At 63.9% G+C, this 24,524-nt stretch carries 24 protein-coding genes; 15 read left to right on the top strand and 9 right to left on the bottom strand.

Annotated features, from left to right (window positions below):
• Window positions 1-17: 17 nt before the first annotated feature.
• Entirely contained in the window at window positions 18-767 is a 750-nt protein-coding gene (locus tag KI243_RS25675; protein WP_017126196.1) for an NAD(P)-dependent oxidoreductase, read from the bottom strand.
• A 211-nt stretch (window positions 768-978) separates the two neighbouring features.
• Window positions 979-2,010: a LacI family DNA-binding transcriptional regulator gene (locus tag KI243_RS25670; RefSeq protein ID WP_017126195.1), complete on the bottom strand. Its 1,032-nt coding sequence runs from the start codon at window positions 2,008-2,010 to the stop codon at window positions 979-981.
• 227 nt (window positions 2,011-2,237) lie between these two features.
• Here KI243_RS25670 and KI243_RS25665 point away from each other — a divergent pair, with 227 nt between their 5' ends.
• Together KI243_RS25665 and KI243_RS25660 are read left to right on the top strand one after the other, a co-directional pair.
• Entirely contained in the window at window positions 2,238-2,768 is a 531-nt protein-coding gene (locus KI243_RS25665) for a gluconokinase (protein WP_017126194.1), read from the top strand.
• A gap of 97 nt (window positions 2,769-2,865) precedes the next feature.
• Window positions 2,866-4,218, top strand: coding sequence for a GntP family permease (locus tag KI243_RS25660; protein ID WP_017126193.1), 1,353 nt, complete (start codon window positions 2,866-2,868; stop codon window positions 4,216-4,218).
• A 131-nt stretch (window positions 4,219-4,349) separates the two neighbouring features.
• Here KI243_RS25660 and alaC read toward each other — a convergent pair whose 3' ends face one another.
• Window positions 4,350-5,567 (bottom strand): alanine transaminase, encoded by a 1,218-nt coding sequence (gene alaC, locus KI243_RS25655; RefSeq protein WP_177107812.1) that lies wholly within the window; start codon window positions 5,565-5,567, stop codon window positions 4,350-4,352.
• A 161-nt stretch (window positions 5,568-5,728) separates the two neighbouring features.
• Between alaC and KI243_RS25650 the strand changes: the two genes are divergently transcribed.
• The 8 genes from KI243_RS25650 (at window position 5,729) to KI243_RS25615 (ending at window position 15,472) form a co-directional block, all read left to right on the top strand.
• The gene (locus KI243_RS25650; protein ID WP_042935304.1) at window positions 5,729-6,214 is read left to right on the top strand and encodes a GyrI-like domain-containing protein; all 486 of its coding nucleotides are present in this window, start codon (window positions 5,729-5,731) and stop codon (window positions 6,212-6,214) included.
• A 213-nt stretch (window positions 6,215-6,427) separates the two neighbouring features.
• Window positions 6,428-6,526 carry a K(+)-transporting ATPase subunit F gene (kdpF, locus tag KI243_RS25645; protein ID WP_017126190.1) on the top strand — a complete coding sequence of 33 codons (99 nt, stop codon included), beginning with the start codon at window positions 6,428-6,430 and terminating at the stop codon, window positions 6,524-6,526.
• Between the two features lie 167 nt (window positions 6,527-6,693).
• Window positions 6,694-8,400 carry a potassium-transporting ATPase subunit KdpA gene (gene kdpA / locus KI243_RS25640; RefSeq protein WP_017126189.1) on the top strand — a complete coding sequence of 569 codons (1,707 nt, stop codon included), beginning with the start codon at window positions 6,694-6,696 and terminating at the stop codon, window positions 8,398-8,400.
• Between the two features lie 10 nt (window positions 8,401-8,410).
• Entirely contained in the window at window positions 8,411-9,118 is a 708-nt protein-coding gene (gene kdpC, locus KI243_RS25635; protein WP_212810051.1) for a potassium-transporting ATPase subunit KdpC, read from the top strand.
• Between the two features lies 1 nt (window position 9,119).
• The gene (gene kdpB / locus KI243_RS25630) at window positions 9,120-11,186 is read left to right on the top strand and encodes a potassium-transporting ATPase subunit KdpB (RefSeq protein ID WP_103032990.1); all 2,067 of its coding nucleotides are present in this window, start codon (window positions 9,120-9,122) and stop codon (window positions 11,184-11,186) included.
• Window positions 11,187-11,294: 108 nt separating this feature from the next.
• Window positions 11,295-13,976, top strand: a complete 2,682-nt coding sequence (locus KI243_RS25625; protein WP_017126186.1) for a sensor histidine kinase KdpD — start codon at window positions 11,295-11,297, stop codon at window positions 13,974-13,976.
• Window positions 13,973-14,665, top strand: a complete 693-nt coding sequence (locus tag KI243_RS25620; RefSeq protein WP_177084484.1) for a response regulator — start codon at window positions 13,973-13,975, stop codon at window positions 14,663-14,665. Before KI243_RS25625 ends, KI243_RS25620 begins: the two co-directional genes overlap by 4 nt.
• Window positions 14,666-14,974: 309 nt before the next feature.
• Window positions 14,975-15,472, top strand: coding sequence for a GNAT family N-acetyltransferase (locus KI243_RS25615; RefSeq protein WP_177107807.1), 498 nt, complete (start codon window positions 14,975-14,977; stop codon window positions 15,470-15,472).
• Between the two features lie 63 nt (window positions 15,473-15,535).
• On the opposite strand, the gene KI243_RS25610 is transcribed toward KI243_RS25615, so the two are convergent.
• From KI243_RS25610 to KI243_RS25600, 3 genes are all read right to left on the bottom strand, one after another.
• Window positions 15,536-16,753 (bottom strand): hypothetical protein, encoded by a 1,218-nt coding sequence (locus KI243_RS25610; RefSeq protein WP_017126182.1) that lies wholly within the window; start codon window positions 16,751-16,753, stop codon window positions 15,536-15,538.
• Window positions 16,754-16,949: 196 nt separating this feature from the next.
• Window positions 16,950-17,423, bottom strand: coding sequence for a GNAT family N-acetyltransferase (locus KI243_RS25605; protein ID WP_017126181.1), 474 nt, complete (start codon window positions 17,421-17,423; stop codon window positions 16,950-16,952).
• A 53-nt stretch (window positions 17,424-17,476) separates the two neighbouring features.
• Window positions 17,477-17,962 (bottom strand): GNAT family N-acetyltransferase, encoded by a 486-nt coding sequence (locus KI243_RS25600; protein WP_017126180.1) that lies wholly within the window; start codon window positions 17,960-17,962, stop codon window positions 17,477-17,479.
• Between the two features lie 217 nt (window positions 17,963-18,179).
• On the opposite strand from KI243_RS25600, the gene KI243_RS25595 reads away from it, so the two are divergent.
• The 3 genes from KI243_RS25595 (at window position 18,180) to KI243_RS25585 (ending at window position 20,322) form a co-directional block, all read left to right on the top strand.
• The gene (locus KI243_RS25595; protein WP_017126179.1) at window positions 18,180-18,524 is read left to right on the top strand and encodes a YciI family protein; all 345 of its coding nucleotides are present in this window, start codon (window positions 18,180-18,182) and stop codon (window positions 18,522-18,524) included.
• A gap of 65 nt (window positions 18,525-18,589) precedes the next feature.
• A complete protein-coding gene (locus tag KI243_RS25590) occupies window positions 18,590-19,081 on the top strand; it encodes an SRPBCC family protein (RefSeq protein ID WP_017126178.1) in 492 nt (163 codons plus the stop codon).
• The gene (locus KI243_RS25585; RefSeq protein WP_017126177.1) at window positions 19,078-20,322 is read left to right on the top strand and encodes an RNA polymerase sigma factor; all 1,245 of its coding nucleotides are present in this window, start codon (window positions 19,078-19,080) and stop codon (window positions 20,320-20,322) included. Before KI243_RS25590 ends, KI243_RS25585 begins: the two co-directional genes overlap by 4 nt.
• A gap of 154 nt (window positions 20,323-20,476) precedes the next feature.
• Here the strand turns inward: KI243_RS25585 and KI243_RS25580 are convergent, their stop codons facing one another.
• Window positions 20,477-21,205: an SDR family oxidoreductase gene (locus tag KI243_RS25580; RefSeq protein ID WP_017126176.1), complete on the bottom strand. Its 729-nt coding sequence runs from the start codon at window positions 21,203-21,205 to the stop codon at window positions 20,477-20,479.
• Between the two features lie 110 nt (window positions 21,206-21,315).
• Here KI243_RS25580 and KI243_RS25575 point away from each other — a divergent pair, with 110 nt between their 5' ends.
• Entirely contained in the window at window positions 21,316-22,158 is an 843-nt protein-coding gene (locus tag KI243_RS25575) for a LysR family transcriptional regulator (RefSeq protein ID WP_017126175.1), read from the top strand.
• 7 nt (window positions 22,159-22,165) lie between these two features.
• Here KI243_RS25575 and KI243_RS25570 read toward each other — a convergent pair whose 3' ends face one another.
• On the bottom strand, window positions 22,166-23,020 hold the full coding sequence (locus tag KI243_RS25570; protein WP_212810050.1) for a LysR family transcriptional regulator: 855 nt from the start codon (window positions 23,018-23,020) through the stop codon (window positions 22,166-22,168).
• A gap of 89 nt (window positions 23,021-23,109) precedes the next feature.
• On the opposite strand from KI243_RS25570, the gene KI243_RS25565 reads away from it, so the two are divergent.
• Window positions 23,110-23,544 (top strand): multidrug/biocide efflux PACE transporter, encoded by a 435-nt coding sequence (locus KI243_RS25565; RefSeq protein WP_017126173.1) that lies wholly within the window; start codon window positions 23,110-23,112, stop codon window positions 23,542-23,544.
• Between the two features lie 3 nt (window positions 23,545-23,547).
• Here the strand turns inward: KI243_RS25565 and KI243_RS25560 are convergent, their stop codons facing one another.
• Window positions 23,548-24,456: a LysR family transcriptional regulator gene (locus tag KI243_RS25560; protein WP_017126172.1), complete on the bottom strand. Its 909-nt coding sequence runs from the start codon at window positions 24,454-24,456 to the stop codon at window positions 23,548-23,550.
• Window positions 24,457-24,524 lie beyond the last annotated feature (68 nt).

Raw genomic sequence — 24,524 nt, 5'->3', positions numbered from 1 at the left:
GATGGCCGAATCGCTCTTCAGCGGTGGAGTGCCTGCACGGGTACGGGGATAGCGAAGGTCTGGAAGCTGTCGTCCAGCGGTTGATAGCCCAGGACCCGGGTGGTCTCGCTCAGGTCCAGGCGCCTGAAGCGGTTGTCGGAAATGCCGTGGGCCACCAGGTGCTGGACGTCCTCCACTTCAATGGCCCGTTGCAGCAGTTGCACGGCATCGCGCGGGCTGAGCCAGGTGTTCAGGTCGACGTCGTGCAGGTCCTGGCTGTCGGGGAACTCGAAGGCGCCGATGCGCAGGGCGATGGTCGACAGGCCCCGACGGGTGGCATAGAACGCACACAAGGCCTCGCCATAACATTTGCTCACGCCATACAGGTTGGCGGGCATCACCGGCATGCCCGGGGTGACCTGGCGATCCTGCGCGTAACCTTCGATGGCCTGCGCGCTGCTGGCGAACACCACGCGCTTGCACCTGGCCCTGGCGGCGGCTTCCAGGAGGTAGGTGGTGGCCATGATGTTGTTGGGCAGCAGTTCTTCGAAGGAAGAGTCCGCGTAGGGAATGCCTGCCAGGTGCACCACCACGTCGATACCCTCGACCAGCGCGCCTACCTCGTCCTTGTCGTCCAGGTCGAGGCGGACGAAACGATGCTCGCCGATGGCAAAGTCCGGTTGGTGGCGGTCGGCGAGGACAAAGTCATAGCGGTTCTGCGCAGCCAGGAAAAAGGTCTTGCCAATACGGCCACAGGCGCCTGTAAGCAGGACTCTGAGCGGATTCATACTGACTTCCTAGTAGGAACTCTGACAGGGAGATGACGGTTCGGTGAATACTCACAGTAGACCATTGTCCGAACCCTGCCTGAAAATCCCCGGCCTTGTACGGTATCGCCGGACCTGCGGCTCCCCGTGCGATCACGAGTCAGGCCAGAGGTATCGTGGGGGCAGTGGCCGGGGGAGGGCTGACCGACCGTCGGCCAGCCCTTGGTGAGTCTCAACTGCTCTCGCGCACCATCAATTCGAAGCCCATGTCCACCACTGGCTGGGGCACGGGATTACCGGCCATCAGGTTGAGCATCTGCTCGGCCGCGCGCTGGCCGATGGCTTCGCGCGGGGTGCGGATGCTGCTCAGGCGCGGCACCATGAAGGCCGAGCCGGGCAGGTCGTTGAAGCCCAGCACCGCCACTTGTTCCGGCACCTTGATGCCGCAGCGCATGGCTTCGAGCAAGGCGCCCTGGGCCAGGTCGTCGTTGCCGAAGAAGATCGCGTCGACCTGTGGATGGCTGCTCATCAATTGCAGGAACAGTTCGCCACCCAGGCCCACCGACGACGGACGCGGCGTCAGCAGTTCCAGGTCCGGGTCGTAGAGCCCGGCCGCCTGCAGCGCCCGGCGGAAGCCTTCGCCGCGCAGCAGGGTGCGCTGGTCGAGTTGCGCGCCGATATAGGCCAGGCGTCGCCGACCACGGGAGATCAGGTGCTCGGCGGCCGTGGCCCCGGCGCTCTGCTGGGAGAAACCGACGCAGTTCACGCCGGCGCCAGGGTCCAGGTCCATCATGTACACGCACGGCACATTGCTCGCCTCGATCATCCGCCGGGCGCTTTCCGAGCGGTCGAAGCCGGTCAGCAGCAGGCCACGGGGCTGGTAGGCCATGTAGTTGCGCAGCAGGTTTTCTTCTTCGTCGCGGGAATAGTGGTAGTTGCCGATCAGCACTTCGAAGCCGCGGGGCCGCAGGACCTTGTGGATGGCTTCGAGGGTATCGATGAACAGCAGGTTGGACAGCGACGGCACCAGTACCACCACCGAATGGCTCTGGGCCGAGGCCAGGGCGCGGGCCGCCGGATTGACCACGTAGTTCAGCTCATCGGCCGCCCGTCGGACTTTTTCCACCAGTTCCGTGGCCACGCTGCTGATCCCGCGCAGGGCCCGGGACGCGGTGATCGGGCTGACACCGGCGAGGCGCGCGACTTCATTGAGGGTGGGACGTCCCGTGGTACGGGGATTCTTGTCGTTCTTGGTCGAGGTCATCGGACGGCTTGCCAAACAAAATTCGAGGCACTAAGGTAGCGCTGTCTCGACGGGCCTGCAAATGCCCGGGCGCGGTTTGCCTGAACTCGCCTGGTCCTGTTGGAAAGCTTGACCGCGGCAACCCATAAAAATGACAAGAAGGCGTCGGCGACGCGTGTTTTGTGCTTTGCTTTTGCAATATTGAAAGCTCTGGCAAAGACAGCGCTGTCTGCGTGCTGAGGTGTTACATGAGTCAACCCATCACTGCCCTGGTTATCATGGGTGTTTCCGGTTGCGGCAAATCCAGCGTGGGCGAGGCTATCTGCCAGCTCAGCGCGGCCACCCTGATCGAAGGCGACAGTTTTCACCCCGCCGCGAACATCGCCAAGATGAGCGCCGGCACTCCCCTCACCGATGAAGACCGTGCCGGCTGGCTCGACAGCCTGTGCGACGAACTGCGGCGTGCCGTGGCCGCCGGCCAGCGCCCGGTACTGACCTGTTCGGCGCTGAAGCTGCGCTACCGCGAACGCCTGCGCGGCGCCGTGCCGGGCCTGGGCTTCGTGTTTCTCGAACTGACCCCGGCTGTCGCCGCCGAGCGGGTCAATCATCGTCCCGGTCATTTCATGCCGGGGACCCTGATCGACAGCCAGTTCGCCGCCCTTGAGTCGCCGGTGGGCGAACCGCTGACCCTGGCGCTCGATGCGACCCGGGAAGTGGCGCAACTGGCGCAATCGGCCAGTCGCTGGTGGCAGGCCCATGGCCTGGAGCGCACGGCCTGATTACCGGATAAAAAATGCTGGCTGGAAAAGATAGCGCTGTCCTGAAAGCTGTCCTTCACTCACGAATACGATAAAAACAACAAGCAGGAGACACCTTATGTTTGGATTGTCCCACGAGACCTATCTGCTCCTGGATGCAGTGGTCACCATTATCGGGCTGATCGTGCTGATCACCCGCTTCAAGACCCACCCCTTCATTGCCCTGATCATTGCCTCGGCGTTCCTCGGCCTGACCTCGGGCATGCCGGCGGACAAGATCATCAAGGCCTTCCAGGACGGTTTCGGCGGGGTGCTCGGGTTTGTCGGAATCATCCTCGCGCTGGGGACGATGCTCGGCAAGATGATGTCCGACTCGGGGGGCGCCGACCAGATCGCCCAGACCCTGATCCGCGCCTTCGGCAAGGAGCGGGTGCAGTGGGCGATGATGTTCGCGGCGTTCCTGGTGGGGATTCCGCTGTTCTTCGAAATCGGCTTCGTGCTGCTGATCCCGCTGGTGTTCATCGTCGCGCGGCGCACCGGTGTGTCGTTGATCAAGATCGGCATTCCGTTGCTGGCCGGCCTGTCCGCGGTGCATGGCCTGGTGCCGCCGCATCCGGGGCCGCTGCTGGCGATCGGCGTGTTCAACGCCGATATCGGCAAGACCATCCTCTACGGCCTGATCGTCGCCCTGCCGACCGCCATCATTGCCGGTCCGATCTACGGCTCTTTTATCGCCAGGTACATTCCGGGCAACCCGAACCAGGAACTGGTCGACCAACTGGCCCGCGAGCCGGAATCCAGCAGCCTGCCGAGCTTCAGCGTGACCCTGGTCACCGTGTTGCTGCCGGTGTTCCTGATGCTGCTCAAGACCTTTGCCGATATCGCCCTGCCGGACGGGCATTTCTTCCGTATCTGGATGGACATGATCGGCCACCCGATCAGCGCCCTGCTGCTGGCCTTGCTGCTGGCGCTGTACACCTTCGGCAAGCGCCAGGGCATGGATTCCAAACGCATCCTCAAATTGCTGGACGCGAGCCTGGCGCCTACGGCGGCGATCATTCTGATCATTGGCGCCGGCGGTGGTTTCAAGCAGATGCTGGTGACCAGCGGCGTGGGCGACGTGATCGGCCATATCGCGGTAAATGCGCAGATCTCGCCGATCCTGCTGGCCTGGCTGGTGGCGGCGGTGATTCGCGTCGCGACGGGGTCGGCGACGGTGGCGACCATCACCGGGGCCGGTATCGTGATGCCGGTGGTGGACCTGATTCCCGGGGTCAATCGTGAACTGCTGGTGCTGGCAACAGGGGCGGGCTCGTTGATCCTGTCTCACGTCAACGATGCGGGATTCTGGCTGGTGAAGCAGTATTTCAACATGACCGTGGCCGAGACCTTCAAGACCTGGACCGCGATGGAAACCATCCTGTCGGTGGTGGGCCTGGGCTTCATCATGCTGCTGTCGCTGGTGGTCTGATCACCCGGCCAATGGAGCGGGTGGCCGATTGTGGGAGCGGGCTTGCCCGCGAAGAAGGCCTTGAGGCCATCAGAAGCTTCGCGGGCAAGCCCGCTCCCACATGAGTCTGCTCCCTCGGAGAAAGGGCAAACTCAGCCTTCGGCTTTCTTCACCAGGCCATCAGCCCGGAACATCGCGCGGATACCGCGCACGGCCTGGCGGATCCGGTCCTGGTTCTCGATCAGGGCAAAGCGCACATGATCATCGCCGTATTCGCCGAAACCGACACCCGGCGAGACGCAGACCTTGGCCTCGGCCAGCAGCTTCTTGGCAAACTCCAGCGATCCCAGGTGTGCATAGGCCTCGGGAATCTTCGCCCAGACATACATCGACGCCTTCGGATTCTCGACCATCCAGCCCAGCTCGTGCAGGCCCTTGACCAGCACATTGCGGCGCTGCCGATACTGTTCGGCGATATCCCGCACGCACTGTTGATCGCCTTCCAGCGCGGCGATGGCCGCCACTTGCAGCGGGGTGAAGGTGCCATAGTCGTGGTAGCTCTTGATCCGCGCCAGGGCGCTGACCAGCTCGGGGTTGCCGACCATGAAGCCGATCCGCCAGCCCGCCATGTTGTAGCTCTTGGACAGGGTGAAGAACTCCACCGCGATGTCCTTGGCCCCCGGCACCTGCATGATCGACGGGGCTTTCCAGCCATCGTAGACGATGTCGGCGTAGGCCAGGTCGTGGATCACCAGCACGTCGTACTGCTTGGCCAGGGCGATCACCCGTTCGAAGAAGTCCAGTTCCACGCATTGCGCGGTCGGGTTCGACGGGAAGCCGAGAATCATCATCTTCGGCTTGGGGATCGAGCCACGGATGGCCCGCTCCAGCTCGGCGAAGAAGTCCACGCCCGGTACCAGCGGCACCGAGCGCACCTGGGCGCCGGCAATCACCGCGCCGTAGATATGAATCGGATAGCTGGGGTTGGGCACCAGCACGGTGTCGCCCTGGTCGAGGGTGGCGAGCATCAGGTGCGCCAGGCCCTCTTTCGAACCGATGGTGACGATGGCTTCGCTTTCCGGGTCGATCTCGACGTCGTAGCGGTCCTTGTACCAGTGGGAAATCGCCCGGCGCAGCCGTGGGATGCCCTTGGAGGTGGAGTAGCCATGGGTGTCTTCGCGCTGGGCGACGGTCACCAGCTTCTCGACGATATGCGGCGGAGTCGCACCGTCGGGGTTGCCCATGCTCAAGTCGATGATGTCTTCGCCACGACGACGGGCGGCCATCTTCAGCTCGGCAGTGATATTGAATACATACGGGGGGAGTCGATCGATGCGCGAGAAACGGCGCGGCGAACCTTGGTCTGCCATGGTGGCCTCTGAATACGTAAGCGCCCGGAACCGTCCGAGCGACGTCGGCCACTGCGGTGGCCTGCGGCGCTGAAGATAAAGGCGCTGATGGCACTCTGTCCAGCCTATTTTTTGCTTCTATACTGCGATGCGCACCACTTTTCCTACGGAGCTCAGTACCCATGGACGACGCATCTAGCCACGCACTGTCACCGCCACGCTTCGAGCATGGTCACTTTCAATTGATCGCGGGATTGGGCGGGCGTTTTACCGCCGACACGTCCGGGACCATCCCCGATCTGTGGGACGCCTTCATACCGCATATCGGAAATGTACCCGGCCAGGTGGGCGAGGAGACGTACGGTATCTGCTGCAATCCAGACGGCCAGGGTGGTTTCGAGTACATCGCCGGGGTAGCCATCAGCAAGCTGGACGACCTGCCCGACCTGTATCGCTGGGTGGAAGTGCAACCCCAGCACTATGCGGTTTTCGAGCACCAGGGATCCCTCGACACCCTCAAGCAGACCTTCGAGGCGATCTGGCAGCAGTGGCTGCCCACCTCCGGCCACAAGGCCGCCGATGCGCCGGAGTTCGAGCGCTACAGCGCTGACTTCAACCCGGAAAAAGGCACCGGCAAGGTCGAGATCTGGTTGCCGATCAAGCCCTGATCCTGTGTGTCCCGCGCCCTTCCCGCGGGAAGGGCACGGGTTGTTTCTATACGCCGTCTTAACATTCCCCGCTGCAATCAGTGCCCGCCCTTGATACCGCCTTCCCTACGCTGGGAGGTGGGGATTCAGGCTGGCCCGGACCCGATGTCCGGTGCCTGGAATTCCCCCGCCTGCGTCCGCCCTGGACGCTTCGACTGAGCAAGGGGAAGCATCGTGTTGACACTCAAACTTATCTACCTGATCAGCGGGCTCGGTGCCGTCGGGCTGTTCGCCTACCTGGGTTATGCGCTGATCCGCGCAGAAGACTTCTGATGAACCCGCACGTTTCGACAGCGGCTGCCCGCGCAGCCCTCACCTCCCGTACCGGGCAAGGACATCGACCATGTACGACCTGATTTTCGTCGGCACGACCCTGGTGTTTTTCGGCGCGACAGCCTTGTTCATTGTCGCCTTGAACAAGATTTGAACGGAGCTTCGACATGTTGACCGTATTACTGGAATACGCGCTGATCCTCGGGTTGATGACCGGGCTCGCGGTATTGATGGGGCGCTGGCTGACCCGCGTCTTCTGCGGCACCGGTCATGGCTGGGCGGAGCGCGCGACCTATCGGCTGCTCGGTGTCGACCCCGGCGAAACCATGGGCTGGGCCCGCTACGGTTCGGCGTTGTTGCTGTCCAACGGCGCGATGATGCTGCTCGGCTACCTGCTGTTGCGCCTGCAGGGGACGATGCCGATCAACCCGCTGGGCCTGGCTGCCCAGAGCCCGGACCTGGCGTTCAACACCGCCGCCTCGTTTATCACCAATACCAACTGGCAGGCCTATTCGGGCGAGACCAGCCTGTCCAACTTCAGCCAGATGGCGGTGATCACCTTCCTGATGTTTGTCGGCGCCACCGCCGGCGTTGTCGCGGCGGCCGGTTTCATCCGTGGCCTGAGCCGGTCCCGCTCGGCGGATATCGGCAACTACTGGGTGGACTTCACCCGCATCCTGTACCGGGTGATGCTGCCGTTGTGCCTGGTCATGGCACTGGTCTATGTCTGGCAGGGCATGCCCCAGACCCTGTCGTCCGAGGCACTGGCGAGCACCCTGGAAGGCGCGCGACAACAGGTGATCGTCGGTGCGGTGGCGAGCTTCGAATCGATCAAGCATATCGGCACCAACGGCGGTGGTTTCTTTGGCATGAACGCTGCCCATCCGTTCGAAAACCCGACCCCGCTGACCAATGCCCTGCATATCCTGAGCATGCTGCTGATTCCCTCGGCGCTGACCTATGCGTTCGGTAGCATGCTGGTCCGGCGTCGCCAGGGCTGGGTCTTCTTCGGCACCTTCCTGGTGATGTTCATCGGTTTCCTGGCGGTGGTCTTCAGTGCCGAGCAGGGCGGTAACCCTTTGCTCACCCGGTTGGGGGCGGACCAGTCGCTGTCGGCGTTCCAGAGTGGCGGCAACATGGAAGGCAAGGAACTGCGTTTCGGTATCGCCGATACCAGCCTGTTCATTGCCACCACCACCGGCGCCACCACCGGTTCGGTCAATGCCATGCATGATTCGCTGATGCCCATGGGCGGCTTCGTGCCCATGGCGCAGATGATGCTCAACTGCGTGTTCGGCGGCGATGGCGTGGGCTTTATCAACCTGATCCAGTACGCCCTGCTGACCGTGTTCCTGGTGGGCATGATGATCGGCCGGACCCCGGAATTCCTCGGCAAGCGCATCGAGGCCCGGGAGATGAAACTGGTGATGCTGTCGGTGCTCGCGCATCCGATCTGCATCCTCGGTTTCAGCGCCCTGGCGGCACTCTGGCCAGCGACCCTGGACAGCCTCAACAATGTCGGCCCCCACGGTTTCAGCGAAGTGCTCTACGCCTACACGTCCGGTACTGCCAACAACGGTTCGGCATTCGCCGGGCTGAATGCCAACACACCGTTCTTCAACACCACCATCGGCCTGGCAATGCTGCTCGGACGCTTCTTCACCATGCTGCCGATGCTGGCGGTCGCCGGCTGCCTGGCCATGAAAAAGAGCACGCCGGCCGGTGCCGGGACCATTCCCACCGCGACACCGCTGTTCATGTTCCTGGTGGTGTTCGTGGTGCTGGTGGTCGGCGGCCTGACCTTCTTGCCGGCGCTCGCGCTGGGGCCGATCGTCGAGCAACTGCAACTGCTCTCCGGCCAGACCTACAAGTGAGGATGAACCCATGACAACGCGTATTTCCACGTCAACGCAGGTGGCGACCCCATCGCTGCTGCGAGGCCTGTTGCGGCCGGTGCTGGTGTCCTCGGCGTTTTTCATGTTGCTGACCGGCCTGGCCTATCCGCTGGTCACCACCGTGGCGGCCAACCTGCTGTTTCCGTTCCAGGCCGGGGGCAGCCTGCTGGAGCGTGACGGACGGGTGGTCGGCTCGTTGCTGATCGGCCAGCAGTTCGATCGCCCGGAGTACTTCCAGTCACGGCCGAGCGTGACTCAGGGCACCGATCCAAGCGATCCGGCCAAGACCGTCACCACGCCGTACAACGCCGGCCTGAGCGGCGCCAGCAACCTCGGCCCGATCAGCCAGCGCTTGCTGGACGCGGTCCGGGAGCGGGTCGAAGCCTACCGTCGCCTCAATGGCCTGGACCCGCAGGCCCAGGTGCCGGTCGACGCGGTCACGGCCTCGGCCTCCGGCCTGGACCCGCATATCTCGGTCGCCAATGCACTGATCCAGGCCCGGCGGGTTGCCCGCCTGCGGCAGTTGCCCGAGGACGGGCTGCTGAAGCTGGTCCGGGCTCATACCGCCGGGCGCACCTTCGGCCTGCTGGGCGAGCCACGGGTCAATGTGCTGCAACTCAACCTGGCGCTGGACGCCCTGGCGGCATCGCGCCAGCTCCCTCTCGCGGTCAGTGAACAAGAGAACCACCATGAGTGAAATGAAAGTCCGTTTGCCGTTGTTCGACCGTGCTCTGCTGCTCGCGGCGGGCCTGGATGCCTTCAGGAAACTCTTGCCGCAGGCCCAGTGGAAGAACCCGGTGATGTTCGTGGTCTACCTGGGCAGTCTGTTGACCACCCTGTTGTGGTTCCAGTCATGGGGCGGTCAGGGCGAGGCCTCCAGCGGCTTTATCCTGAGCATCTGCCTGTGGCTGTGGTTCACCGTGCTCTTCGCCAACTTCGCCGAGGCCCTGGCCGAGGGACGCAGCCGGGCCCAGGCCGCCAGCTTGCGTGGCATGAAGCGCCAGACCCTGGCCAAGTTGCTGAACCAGCCGCACCACGGCGCCAGATGGCTACCGGTGCAGGCCAGCGATCTGCGCAAGGACGCCGTGGTGCTGATCGAGGCCGGCGATCTGGTGCCGCTGGACGGCATCGTCATCGAGGGCGTGGCGTCGGTGGACGAAAGCGCGATCACCGGCGAGTCGGCACCGGTGATCCGCGAGGCCGGTGGCGATTTCTCCTCGGTCACCGGCGGCACGCGAGTACTGTCGGACTGGCTGGTGGTGCGCATCAGCGTCAACCCCGGCGAATCCTTCCTCGACCGGATGATTTCCATGGTCGAGTCCGCCAAACGGCAGAAGACGCCCAACGAAGTGGCGTTGACCATTCTGCTGGTGGGGCTGACCGCGCTGTTCCTGCTGGTCATCGTCACCCTCAGTCCGTATTCGATCTTTGCCGTGAGCATGAGCGGTACGGGCAATGTCGTCAGCGCGACGGTGCTGGTGGCATTGCTGGTGTGCCTGATCCCCACCACCATCGGCGGCCTGTTGTCGGCCATCGGCGTGGCGGGCATGAGTCGGATGATGGCGGCCAACGTGATCGCCACCTCGGGGCGGGCGGTGGAGGCGGCGGGGGATGTGGACGTGTTGCTGCTGGACAAGACCGGCACCATCACCCTGGGCAACCGTCAGGCCAGTGCTTTCCTGGCCGCTCCCGGGATCAGGGACAGTGAAGTGGCACTGGCGGCGCAGTTGGCTTCCCTGGCCGATGAAACCCCGGAAGGGCGAAGTATCGTTGCCTTGGCCCGGCAGAAATTCGAGCTGCCCGAGCCGGATCTCGATCGCCTGGCTGCCAGCTTTGTGACGTTTACCGCGCAGACCCGCATGAGCGGCGTCGACCTGGCCGATGGGCGGGTGATCCGCAAGGGGGCCGCCGATGCGATCCGTCGGCATGTGGAAGCCCTCGGCGGCGGTTTTCCCGTGGCACTGCAAACCCGGGTGGATGAAGTCGCGCGGCGGGGCAGCACGCCGCTGGTGGTGTGCGAGGGCGCGCGGGCCCTGGGAGTGATCGAGCTCAAGGATGTCGTCAAGGGCGGGATCAAGGAGCGTTTTTGCGAGCTGCGGCGCATGGGTATCAAGACGGTGATGATCACCGGCGACAATCACCTGACCGCGGCGGCGATTGCGGCGGAGGCCGGGGTCGATGATTTTCTCGCCGAAGCCCGCCCGGAAGACAAGTTGCAGTTGATCCGCGACTACCAGGCCCAGGGCAAGCTGGTGGCGATGACCGGCGACGGCACCAACGATGCCCCGGCACTGGCCCAGGCCGATGTCGCCGTGGCGATGAACAGCGGCACCCAGGCGGCCAAGGAAGCCGGAAACATGGTCGACCTGGACAGCAACCCGACCAAGCTGATCGAAGTGGTCGAGGTGGGCAAGCAGATGCTGATGACCCGGGGCGCGCTGACCACCTTCAGCGTCGCCAATGACGTGGCGAAGTATTTTGCTATTGTGCCTGCCGCGTTCGTGGCGACTTATCCCCAGTTGGCGGCGCTGAATGTGATGCACCTGAGCAGCCCGAACTCGGCGATTCTCAGTGCGGTGATCTTCAACGCGCTGATCATCGTGGTGCTGATTCCCCTGGCGCTCAAGGGGGTGACCTACCGGGCCATCGGCGCGGCGGCGTTGCTCAACCGCAACCTGCTGATCTATGGGCTGGGGGGCGTGCTGGTGCCGTTCGCCGGGATCAAGCTGATCGATATGCTGCTGGCGGGGCTGGGGCTGGTATAGGCCGGATGACCGTGTGGCGAGGGGGCTCGCCTGCTCGCCACAGGGCAACGTTCGCGGGATCCGTTCACAAGGAGTGGCTTCGCGAGCAATGGGGGCACAAGGAATGACATGGCTTTGAACGACACATCCCGCGACGGTCGTCCCGACCCGGATGCGCTGCTGGAGAAACTGCAACAGGACGAACAGGCCGCCCGACGCGGCCGTTTGCGCATCTACTTCGGTTCCAACGCCGGCGTCGGGAAAACCTGCGCCATGCTCCAGGCGGCCCGCCGCGAGCAGGCGCAGGGGCGCGAGGTGGTCGCCGGTATCGTCGAGACCCACGGCCGCAGCGACACCGCGGCCTTGCTCGAAGGGCTGGAGCAACTGCCGCGTCATACCCTGCAACACCGGGGCGGCAGATTGCCGGAGTTCGACCTGGATGCCGCCCTGGCCCGTTGCCCGGCGGTGCTGCTGGTGGACGAGCTGGCCCACAGCAATGTCCCCGGCTCGCGCCACCCCAAGCGCTGGCAGGACGTCGAGGAGCTGTTGCGGGCCGGGATCGATGTCTGGAGTACCCTGAACGTCCAGCACCTGGAAAGCCTCAACGACCTGGTCAGCGGCATCATCGGGACCCGCGTCCGGGAAACCGTGCCGGATCATCTGTTCGACGGTGCCGACGAAGTGCTGCTGGTCGATCTGCCGCCCGATGAACTGCTGCAACGCCTCAAGGACGGTAAGGTGTACCTCGCGCCCCAGGCCGAGCGGGCATCGCGGCACTTTTTTCGCAAGGGCAACCTGCTGGCGTTGCGCGAGCTGGCCCTGCGACGTACCGCCGACCGGGTCGATGCGCAGATGCGTGTCTATCGTCGCGAGCGCTCCATCGACACCCTGTGGGCCGCCCGCGAGCGCCTGCTGGTGGGGATTGCCGGAGTGCCCGAGGACGAACGCCTGGTGCGCGAAGCGGCGCGTCTGGCGCAGAAGCTCGAGGCGGACTGGATCGTGGTGCACGTCGAGTCGTCCACGGCACGCCGGTCGGTGGCGGGGCGCCGAAGCCAGGCGATGAAGACCCTGGCGCTGGCCGCCGAGTTCGGTGCCGACACGGCGATCCTCGCCGGCATCGACGTTGCCGATGCCCTGGTCGCCTGCGCCCGGGAGCGCAATGCCAACCGCCTGTTGCTCGGCCATCGGCCGCGTCGGCGCTGGCGGTTCTGGCACCAGTCGGTCAGCGATCGGATCAGCCGCCAGCACCCGCAGATCGACCAGATTGTCATTGCCCAGGGGGCGTTGCCGAAGGTGGCGGCAAAACCTCAAGTGGCGCCCGAGCCGAGCGTGGGTCGCGGGTTGGCGTATTTCTGGGCCACCCTGGCCTGTTTCGCGGCCACGGCGTTGGCGGCCCTGTTACTGCAGGTTTTCGACCCGGCCAACGTGGTCATGCTGTTCCTGCTGACCGTGGTGCTGGTGGCGCTGCGCCTGGGACGCGGCCCCGGGATCTGGGCGGCGATGCTTGCGGTCCTGTGTTTCGACTTCTTTTTCGTGCAGCCGGTGTGGTCGTTCACGGTCAACGATACCCAGTATTTCTTCACCTTCGCCTTGATGCTGGGGATTGCCCTGATCACCGGGCAATTGACCGCGCGCCTGCGTCATGAGGCGCGGACAGCGGCCGCCCGGGAGCGGCGGGCCACTTCCTTGGCGCTGTTGGCGCGGGACTTGTCGGCAGCGTTGACGGTCGAACAGATCACCCAGGTGGCGCTACGCACTTTCGCTGCCGTGTTCGAGGCCCGGGTCGCCCTGGCCCTGCCGGATCCCGGCGACGCGGTGCGGTCCATGGCCGGCAGTGTGTTTGCGGCGGATGAAAGCATCGCCCAGTGGACCTACGATCACGGGCGTCCTGCGGGGCGCGGCAGCGACACCCTGGCGGCCGCGGCGGGTTGCTATTTTCCGTTGAAGGCGCCGATGCGCGTGCGTGGGGTGCTGGTTCTCGACCTGAGCGATCCCGAGCGCCTCAAAGACCCGCAGGAACAACGCCTGCTGGAAGCCTGCATGAGCCAGTTGGCGATTGCCCTGGAGCGTGTGCATTTCGTCGAGGTGGCGCAGAGCACCCTGGTACAGATGGAAGGCGAGCGGATGCGCAACACCCTGCTGGCGGCGATCTCCCATGACCTGCGCACGCCGCTGACGACCATTATCGGTGCCGCCGATGCGGCGGCGCCCCATGCCCGGGACGGCGTGCTGGCGGATCTGCTGGCGGGGATTCACGACCAGGCCAGCGCCATGCAGCGCTTGATCGAGAACCTGCTCGATATGGCTCGCCTGCAGGATCGCGGCGTGCGCCTCAATCGACAGTGGCACTCCCTGGAGGAAGTCGTCGGCAGTGCCCTGCGCCAACTGCGTGAACCGCTGGCCCGCCATGGCGTGCGGACCCTGCTGCCGGCAGACCTGCCCCTGGTGGAGGTCGATGCGCTGTTGCTCGAACGGGTCCTGGTCAACCTGCTGGACAACGCCGCGAAATACACTGCGCCCGGTACGTCGATCACCATCGCGGCTTACCCGCAGGAATCCCATATCGTGCTGGAGGTTTCGGACAGCGGGCCGGGCTGTCCTCTCGGCATCCTCCCGGAGCAACTGTTCGAAGCCTTCAGTCGTGGCCAGCAGGAGTCAGCGGTGTCCGGCATCGGGCTGGGCCTGGCACTGGTCCGGCGCATCGTCGAGGCCCACGGCGGCCAGGTAGTCGCCCGGGCCCGGGCGGGCGGCGGGCTTTCCTTTATCATCAGCTTACCGGCGGGTCAGCCGCCGTCCATGGAATCATTATGAGCAGCAGCCGTATCCTGATTGTCGAGGATGAAGCCAATATTCGCCGGTTTATCGGCATCGCCCTGCAAGACGAGGGCTTCCAGGTGTTCGAGGCCGACAGCAGCAAGCGCGCCCTGATCGATGCGGCCAGCCGCCAGCCGGACCTGGTGATCGTCGACCTGGGCCTGCCCGACGGCGATGGCAAGGACCTGATCAGCGAGTTGCGCGGCTGGATGAGCGTGCCGATCCTGGTGCTGTCGGCCCGTGACCGTGAAGACGAGAAAGTCGCGGCGCTGGATGCCGGGGCCGACGATTACCTGGTCAAGCCGTTCGGCGTTCCCGAATTGCTTGCGCGCATCCGCGCGCAACTGCGTCGGCAGGTGCAGACTGGCACGGCGGCGCTGAGCAGCAAGGTGCGTTTCGGTGAGGTCGAGGTCGACCTGGCGACCCATGAGGTGCGTCGTGGCAACGAGAGCGTGCACCTGACACCTATCGAATTTCGCCTGTTGAGCGCACTGATCCGCGGCCAGGGCCGGGTGTTGACCCATCGGCAACTGCTGCTGGATGTCTGGGGGCTGGACTATGTCGATCGTGCCCATTACCTGCGGGTACACATGGCACATCTGCGGCAGAAACTCGAAGCCGACCCGGCACAGCCGCAGTACCTGATCACGGAACTGCAGGTTGGCTATCGCCTGGTCGGTTTGTAACGGTTTATTTGTGGTCTCTTTGCGCCTTGGTGGCGCGCCAGAAATCGAGGTAGAGGGTGATCACGCCAAACGCACTGATACCCAGCAACATCAGCAGGCCGATCTGAATATTGGTCATGGCAGCACTCCGCAAAACACCGCACAAGGCGGCGACCTGCAGAGAAATAGTCGAAAACCGATAGCAAAGACATCGACTATATGAAAGCTTTACGGACCGTTCCCACAACAATATGAGCCAGATACGAAGCGGGCTGGATTCGCTTCCCTGATGCCGATTATTTTTCCTGTTACAAGGTTGCCTGAACTGCCATGAGTCCTTCGAATTCCATTATCCGCCAGGTCTTGACCACTGACCTGGACCGTTGTTTCGCCATCGAGAGTATCGCCTACGAAGGCGATGAAGCCGCGACCCGGGAAAAGATCGCCACCCGTATCGCGACCTGGCCGCAAGGTTTTATCGTGCTTGAGGTTGACGGTGTGGTCGCCGGTTTCGTCAATTCCGGCTCGGCGTTCGACGTGCAGATGTCCGACGAGGCATTCAAGGAACTGATCGGCCACGACCCGCAGGGTCCCCACGTGGTGATCATGTCGGTGGTGGTGCATCCGGACTATCAGGGACAAGGCCTGGCCAAGCGCTTGATGAGTGCCTTTATCGAGCAGATGCGCGACCTGGGCAAGGCGAGCATTCACCTGATGTGCCAGGAGCGCCTGGTGCCGTTCTATCAGACGTTCGGTTTTATCTACAGCAAGCCGTCGGAGTCCGATCACGGTGGCATGGTCTGGCACGAAATGATCCTCGAACTGTAGACCGGCGTTCCCGCTTGTCCTGCCTCTTGCAGGCGCCATCGGGGCGCCTGCAAGAAGACTCGTTCAGCCCCCGTGGCAGCGAATGACCGCCGAGTGCGTGGCGTAGCGTCCGGAAATCAGGATCTTGCCGTCGGGCTGCAGTTCCAAGTGGGAGAGATAGCTGGTACTGCCTGGAATGCTGTTGACCCGGCTCAGTCCCCTGTCGCCAAAGCCCCGGTCCGGCTCACCGGTGGCCAGATGGCGCATCAACCAGGTATGGCCACCGAGGTCCTTGTGGCCGGAACTGACGATCTTCCCGTCTTCCTGGATGGCGGTCGCGAAACCCAGGCCCAAGCCTGGAAACGCCCAGGGCGTTCCTGAGTTGAACAGTGGGTCCAGCGTGCCTTCGGCGGTGACCCGAATGAGCAGTGCAACCTGCTGCGCCAGGTCCGCCGAGCCCACGGCGACTATTTTCTGATCGGCCTGTATGGCGACATCGAACAGTGCCGCGCTGCCTTCCGTAGCCGACTCCAGCTCCAGATAGCCGGTGCAGCCGAAGGTCTTGTCCGGCAGGCCGGTGATGCCATAGCGCATCAGTACCGCCCGCCGGCCGCGCCTGCCGGCGATCACCAACTTGCCATCCGCCTGGATGCGAACCGCCTCGAAGGTCATGCCCGGCTCGGGTGCCGTGACCACGCCACAGGTGCCGAAGCCCGGATCAAAGCTGCCGGCGGGTGTCAGGCGGACAATGACGCCCCTGTCCGGTTTGCCGAGGTCGGCGGTCCTCAGGAGCAGGACGATATGACCATTCGCTTGCACGGCGAGCCGGCGGCCGTAGCCGGTCCAGGGCGCTTTGTAGGGCAGTATGAATTCACCCTGCTCGCCAAAGGTCGGGTCCGTTTCGCCGGTGGCCGTGAGGCGGGTGCAAAATGCCTGTTCATCGGAGCGGAAGTTTCCGAGGACAACAAACTTGTCTTCGTTATCCAGTACGGTATTGATCAGTGCCCGACTCGAGCCCGGGAGAGGCGAAGTGAAGTAATTATAATAAAAACCCTCGGCACTGAAGTCTGCCTGCATCAAACTGGTTGACGAGGATTCATGCACGCCGATAAAGAAATGACGGCCATCGCGTTGCAATATCGAGGGTCCGATAAAACCCGGGCCTGCTTCCGAGAAAATGACCAGGCCGTCCCCGTGCTCACCGAACTCGAAGTCGTGTGTACCGGCGGTGTTGGCGGTTTCCCGGTCGATGCTGACGGAGGCTGGAGGCGCATCATTTGAAGTTCTGTTTTGTATGTCCATTTATTATTGAGTCCTTTCAGGTTATTAACAAAACGATTCCCTGTTTCATGCCGAAGCAGAGACGGTCTGATTTAATAACCGAAAGACAGGTTTGCAAAGCGCTCAAGTTTTACCAGTGATGAAAAGTTGATCTCATATATATGGCCACCCTGTAATTGCCATCATCGCTCAAAGGGAGCTGTCCGGCCGGGTATCGCTAGAGCCTGAGCGCCAGGCGCCGTTCGCCCTGGTACGCCTCGCCGGTATCGACCCAGCCTTGCCTGAGGTAGAACCCCATGGCGTGCGGATTGTCGTTGCCGACCGACAGCACCAGTTCCAGCGCCTCGGGCCAGAGTCGGCGCGCGGTGTCGGGCAAGGCTTGCATGAGGGCCGCACCGACGCCGCGGCCCTGGGCGCGTTTGTCCACCTGCACGGCGTGCAGCGTGACGCTGCCGCTGCCGGCCCAGTGCGGGACAAGGGGATGGCGCTTGAGCAGCAGAAAGCCCACCGGGGTTTCCCCCTCCAGCAGCACCAGTCCCTTCACCCCGGCATGGGGATCACGGGGCAGAAAATACAGGGCGCACTGGATATCGCCGCAGAACGGCAACTGTTCGGGATGCACCTGCAGCCCGTCGAGCTGTTCGCGTTGCAGGGCCGACAGCTCGTGGTAGCAGGCCAGACGGGTTTGCATGTCACTACCTGAAGTGAGTGCCCCGGCAGTTGCCGCAGGTGCCGGGGCGGTGTTCATAGGGCCAGGGTCAGCCGGCGTTCTTCGCCGACCCGACCGTAAAAGGTTTCGCCGCTATCGATAAAACCCTGTTTCAGATAGAGCCCGCGAGCCGCGTGATTCCCGGCATCCACGGCCAGCATCAGGTGCGTGGTCTCGGGCCAGGCGGCACGGGCGACGGCAGGCAGGGCCTCCATGCAGCGTCGTCCGAGGCCGCGTCCTTGTTGCTCTTTATCGACCTGCAAGGCGTGCAGCGTACAGGTCGTGCCGGTGGCCCAGGCCGGTGAGGCGGGCGGTCGCTTGAGCAGCAGGAAGGCCACCGGTAACTCCCCGTCCAACAGGACAAACCCCTTCACATCGTTGCCCTGATGAGCGTGCAGGACGGCCAGGCCGCCAGCGATATCGCTGGAGAATTCTTTCTGCGCCGCATCGACTTGAATCAGGTTCAGTTGTTCGAGCTGGGCCGGGTTCAGGGTCTTATAGTCGACCAGGGTGGTTCTCACGACAGCGGGTCCTTTTTTCCTGTAGGCAAGAGTGCAGGATTCTATCGGCTTTCTCGGACACGCCGTTTTTTTTCCGAAATCCCCGGGAGGTTGTCGATTGGCTCCCAGCCTGTTCGACTAGTCAATGTTCCCGCCTGGAGGTGGGGGGCTTCGACAAATGTCGAAGCCGGATTCTCAAACAGCAGCCATAGTTGTCCGACTGTCCTGGAGACCTGCGATGAAATACCTGTGCCTGATCTACAGTAACGAAGAGCTGTTGCACTCCCATCCCGACAGCCCCAAGGATCCCGAGTGCCTGGCGTACGCGCAGTCGATCCAGGCCAGTGGCCGGATGCTGGCCGCCGAGCCGCTGGAGTCGGTGCAGACCGCCACCACGGTGCGCATGCGCGGTGGCAAGCTGTCCATCACCGACGGGCCGTTTGCCGAAACCAAGGAGCAGCTTGCCGGGTTCTATCTGGTGGAAGCCAAGGACCTCAATGAGGCCTTGCAGATTGCCGGAAATATTCCGGCTGCCCGTGTCGGCAGTGTTGAAGTCCGTCCGGTTCGGGAGTTGAATCTGTAGAAGCGCTGTTAGCCGCGCCGAACCTCAAGCGGATACAAGCCAATAACAATAAGAGGAGCGTTCCCATGAGCAATCTACCGCTGGCCCCGACCGGCGCGGAATTCGAGTTGTCCATCAGCCGCCTGCTGGAGGCGCCGCGCAACCAGGTGTTCCGGGCCTGGACCGAACCTCGCCTGCTCGCCCGCTGGTGGGGCCCACATGGCATGACCACGCCGGTCTGCGATATGCAGTTGTGGGTCGGCGGCCTGTTTCGCACGGTCATGCGGGCGCCGGATGGCACCGAGTATCCCTATCAAGGGGTGTTCCTGGAGATCGCCGCGCCCGAACGGATCGTCTTCACCGATGCCTTCGGCCCCGGCTGGATTCCCACCGGCAAGCCATTCATGACCGCGCGCATCACCCTGGAAGAAGCCGAGGGCGGCACCCTCTATACCGCCAGTGCGATGCATTGGAACGCGGCGGAGCGAGACGCCCACGAAGGGATGGGGTTTCACCAGGGCTGGGGTGAAAGCCTCGACCGCCTGGCCTTGCTGCTCGAACAGGGGCTGCCGGATTGACGGGGACGCCGGAGGCCGTCAAGCGCCAGGTCGAACTCGTCTATCGCCAGGAGTCCCGTCGGATTCTCGCGACCCTGATTCGTCTGCTCGGCGATTTCGACCTGGCGGAGGAAGCCTTGCACGAGGCGTTCTTTGTCGCGGTCGAGCGTTGGCAGAGCGATGGCGTGCCGGCCAACCCGCGAGCGTGGCTGGTCTCCACCGGACGCTTCAAGGCGATTGATGTGTTGCGCCGGCGGGCGCGTTTCGCGGCCTCCCAGGCGCAGTTGATCGCCCAGGCCGAAGCGCTCGAACAGACCGAATGGGACGTCGAGGATCTGCAGGACGACCGGCTGCGGCTGATCTTCACCTGCTGTCACCCGGCGCTCTCGGCGGATGCCCAGGTGCCGCTGACGCTGCGGGAAGTCTGCGACCTGACCACGGAAGAGATCGCCCGCGCGTTTCTCTCGACGCCTTCGACCATTGCCCAGCGGATCGTCCGGGCCAAGGCGAAGATCCGCGATGCGAAAATTCCCTACCAGGTGCCATCCCTGGCCGAGCTGCCCGAACGCCTGGATAGCGTTCTGCGGGTGATCTACCTGGTGTTCAACGAAGGTTATTCGGCCTCCCTGGGCGGCAGCCTGACCCGTGACGAACTGACCGCGGAGGCGATCCGCCTGGCGCGGCTGCTGCTGGAGTTGCTGCCGGATCCCGAAGTCATGGGGCTGCTGGCGTTGATGTTGCTGCATGAGTCGCGGCGCCAGGCACGGCTGTCGGCGAGTGGCGATCTGGTGTTGCTCGATGTCCAGGATCGCTCGCTGTGGAATGCCGAACTGATCGCCGAAGGATGTGGCTGGGTCGAGCGGGCCTTGGGTGCCGGACGTTTCGGCCCCTATGGCCTGCAAGCGGCGATAGCGGCGGTGCATGCCGAGGCGGCCAGCGCCGATGAAACCGACTGGGCGCAGATTGTCGGGCTGTATGACCTGTTGCTGCGGGCGGTGCCATCACCGGTGATCGAGTTGAACCGGTCGGTGGCCGTGGCCATGCGCGACGGGCCCTTGGCCGGGCTGGTGTTGCTGGAAGAGATCCTGGGGCGGGGCGAGTTGCAGGATTATCACCTGGCCCATTCGGCCCGGGCCGACTTCTGTCGTCGACTGGGCCGCCTTGACGAAGCGCGGGCGGCTTACCGGCGGGCCTTGCAACTCACGCAACAGGCCCCGGAGCAGCGCTTTATCCAGGGCCGGCTGGATGAGCTGGAGGAGTAGTGACTGGCCGGATGGTTCGGGCTGCTCCTGACGGCGCCTTCGCGGGCAAGCCCGCCCCCACAGTGTTCGCGTCGTGCCCAATCCGTTTGGACGACATCCACCTTGTGGGAGCGGGCTTGCCCGCGAAGAGGGGCGCACAGGCACTCCATCAGCCTTACGGCTGCTGCCGCGTCGCCGCCAGGACGATTTCGCGGATGCACACATGCTGCGGTTGCTCATAGGCATAACGGATGGCCGCCGCCACATCCTCGGCACTGAGGACCACACCGCCCATGTCATCGGCCTTCCAGGCTTCGTAACCGCTCTTGATGGCGGCGTCGGTGGTGTGGCTCAGCAGTTCGGTCTCCACGGCGCCAGGGGCGATGGTGATCACGCGGACATTGTGCGGCGCCAGTTCCTCGCGCAGGTTTTCCGACAGCCCGTGTACCGCGAACTTGGTTCCGACGTAGGCGACATGGTTGGGGAAGGTCTTGCGCCCGGCCACCGAGCCGACGTTGATGAGGGTGCCGCGCTTGCGCTCGATCATCCCGGCGGTCACCGCATGCACGCCATTGAGCAGGCCCTTGACGTTGACATCGAACATCCGGTCCCACTGCTCCGGGTCCTGTTCGCCGATGTTGCCCAGCAGCATCACCCCGGCATTGTTGATCAGCGCATCGGCCGGCCCGTAAAGCGCCTCGGCTTCGGCAACGGCCGCCAGCAGGGCGCCGCGGTCGGTGACGTCGACACCGCGACTCAGGGTGGCAGGCAGGGCCAGGGCTTCCAGGCGTTCGGTGCGCCGGGCCAGCAGCAATAGCGGATGACCGGCTGCCGACAGCAGGCGGGCGGTTGCTTCGCCGATACCGGAACTGGCGCCGGTGATAATGACCAGTGGCTTACTCATGGGACTCTCCTGAAATAATAAAAACCAATGCCTGACAATGGCGGGCAGTATATTCAGGCGCTCTTCTGCTTAAAAATGCCTTATTTCTCTGTCTGCTATCGGAATTCTCTATGGATATTCGCCATCTCAAAGCATTTCTCGCGGTCTTCGAGGAACGCAATATCACCTCGGCGGCCCAGCGCCTTTTTATCAGCCAGCCGACCTTGTCGGTGACGATCCGGCAGTTGGAAGAGGAGCTCGGGGCCGCGCTGTTCGTGCGTCAGCCGCGTGGGGTCGAGGTGAGTGACGAAGCGCGGGTGTTGTACCCCCAGGCGCGGCGGATGGTGGCCGAGGCGGAAGCCCTCGGTCGGCTGTTTCGCGGACGCGAGGACCGGGCGCCGCTGGCATTGGGCGTCGAGGGCGATATTGCCGACAGCCAGGTCGAGGCTTTCCTGCGCCTGGCCCGCCAGGCCATGCCGAATCTGCTGCTGACCGTGCATGAAGGCTGCCACGGCGATGCCCGGCTGGCGGTGGAGGAGCAATGCTGCGAGGACGAGTTGTTCCTGCCGCTCTGGGAGGAATCCTATGTGATGGCCCTGCCGGGCGAGCACCCGATGGCGAACGCTGCTGTCGGTCAACCCTGGGTACCGATCAGCGACTGGATCACCTGCCCGGGTCATGACTCCCACCAGCGCTTGATGGCCCTGTACGGACGGTCGCCGGAAGCCGTGGCCGGGCATGCCGATTCGCTCAAGCAGGCCCTGCACATGGTGGCCGCCGGGATCGGCGTGGCGATGTTGCCGCATTCCCTGGCGGCCGGGCATGCCGGGGTAAAGGTCCGGCCCCTGCATCTGCCGGCACCGAGTCGCCGGGTAGGCCTGTGTTATGCGGCCCAGGCCCTGGAATTGCCAACCCTGCGGGCCCTGCACGAATACTTCCAGGCCAACCGGCCGCCGTCTGCCGCGGTCGCCTGACGCCGTTCTATTCGAGCATCTTCGCCAGCAACCAGCTGCCCGCCGGTCCGGGTGGATGCAGGCGCGACCAGAGGGCATCGACCGATACCGGTTTCGGCCAGCCGCGAACCTGCAGTTCCACCAGCGAGCCACTGTCGAAACGTCCTACCAGCCAGCGCGGCAGCGGCGCCCAGCCAAAGCCGCGTTGGGCCATCTCCAGCAGCATCAGGTAGCTCGACGCCGACCAGACCCGCCCTTGCGCGCGGGTTTCATAGGGATTGACGATGGTCGCCAGGAGCAATTCGCGGTGTTGCTGCAAGGCCGCCTGGTCGACCTTTTTCAAGGCTGCCAGCGGATGGTCGCGATGGACGAACACGGCGAACTCGGTGCGCTCGTCGACGGTGGCGCTGCTCAGGTCCGGCGGGTAGCTGTCCTGGGTTTCGGCAAAGGCCACGTGCGCCCGGCCATGTTGGACCAGTTCCACCAGATCGGCACATTCGGCGATCAGGCATTCGAGTTCCAGGTCCGGGTAGCGCGCGGCGAAACCGCTGAGGGAAGCTTCGAAGCGATCGGACTGGTAGGTGTCGGAAATCACCACGGTCAATTTCGGTTCCAGTCCCTGGGCCAGTTGGCTGGCGGCCATCTCCAGGCGGTTGCTGGCGGCGAGGATATCCTCGGCCTTTTGCAGCATCACATGGCCGGCGGCGGTCAGGCCGGGCTTGCGGGTGCTGCGGTCGAACAGTTCGAAGCCCAGGTCGATCTCCAGCCCGGCCACGGCGGCACTGATGGTGGACTGGCTCTTGCCCAGCTTGCGGGCGGCGGCGGAAAACGAGCCGAGGGTCGCGGCCTGGACAAAGGCCTGGAGCATTTCATTGGAGGCCATGAACTATCGTCTCACTCGATGGTAATCGACTTTTAGTATCTGGATGAATGGCGATAATCACAACCCTCGACACCTTGGGGGCACCCATCATGAGTACCGGCAAGTCTTTTACCGAACGTGTTTTCCAGGCCATCGGCTTCGAGTTTTTCGCCGTGCTGCTGTGCACGCCCCTGTTTGCCTGGATGATGGACAAGCCGCTGCTGGACATGGGCGTGGTCACGGTTTTCAACTGCTTTATCGCCCTGGGTTGGAACGTGCTGTTCAACGGCCTGTTCGACCGGCTGCGCGAGCGTCTGGTCCTTGCTCAAAACGGCTGGACCCGGCTGCTGCATGCGCTGCTGTTCGAAGGTGGGCTGGTCGTGGTGAGCGTGCCGCTGATCGCCTGGTGGCTGCAGTTGAGCCTGCTTACGGCGTTGCTGTTGGATATCGGTGTGCTGCTGTTTTTCCTGCCGTACACCTATGTCTACCACTGGGCCTATGATGTGCTGCGCGAGCGTGTGCTGTTGCGCCGGCTGGCTCGCTGAGGGTTATCGCGAACTCAGCTCGATGATGAAGTCCAGAAAGGCGCGGACCTTGGCCGGTGGCAGGTGCCGTGACGGATACAGGGCATACAGCGGGAAGCGCTCATCGGGCCAGTCGGGAAACAGTTCCACCAGCCGGCCGCTGTCGAGCATCGGCTGCACGCCCAGGTCCAGGACCTGGGCAATCGCGTAGCCGGTTTCGCAGATGCTGTGCAAGGTGCCGACATCGTTGAGCACCAGTCGGGCATTGTTGCGCACATCGACCCGTTGCCCGCCCCGATGGAACTCCCAGGGAAACGGCCGACCGCTCTCGGGGTCGCGGAACGATACGCAGACATGCCGTTCGTCTTCCATGTCCAGTGGGGCCAGCGGCCGGCCATGACGTTTCAGGTAGGCCGGCGACGCGCAGGTCAGCACGCGCACGTCCAGCAGCTTGCGCGCCACCAGCGACGAGGACGCCGGATGGCCGAAGCGCACCGCCAGGTCGAAGCCATCGGCCACCACGTCGCCCAGGTGATCGCGGGTATAGAGTTCCAGCTGCAACAGCGGATGGCGGCTCATGAATTCGCCGAGGGCGGGGCCGAGGATCAGCCGGGAGAAGTACGGGTCGATATTCACCCGCAGCCGTCCGCGCACGCTACTGGCACTGCCGCTGGCGGCGTGGGCGGCCTCTTCCAGCCCGGCCAGCAACGGCGTGATTTCCTCGTACAGCCGACGGCCTTCGTCGGTCAATTTGATCGAGCGGGTGGTGCGGTCGAACAGGCGGATACCCAGGCGCTTCTCCAGTCGGGCAATGGCCCGGCTGACCCCTGAAGGCGTCATGTCGAGACTGTCGGCGGCCTTGGCGAAACTGCCGCTGTCGACCACGGCACTGAGGACGCCCATGCCGCTGGCGAGGCTGGAGTCGAAGGTCATTGGTGATTCCTTGTCACTTATTCAATGACATCCATGCTATCGGAGAATCCATGCCCGCGCCGGATAAT

Origin of the sequence: Pseudomonas sp. Ost2, assembly GCF_018326065.1 — a bacterium.
Taxonomy (GTDB): domain Bacteria; phylum Pseudomonadota; class Gammaproteobacteria; order Pseudomonadales; family Pseudomonadaceae; genus Aquipseudomonas; species Aquipseudomonas gingeri.
The sequence above is the reverse complement of the archived record's forward strand: the minus strand, read 5'-3'. Positions and strand labels throughout refer to the sequence as shown.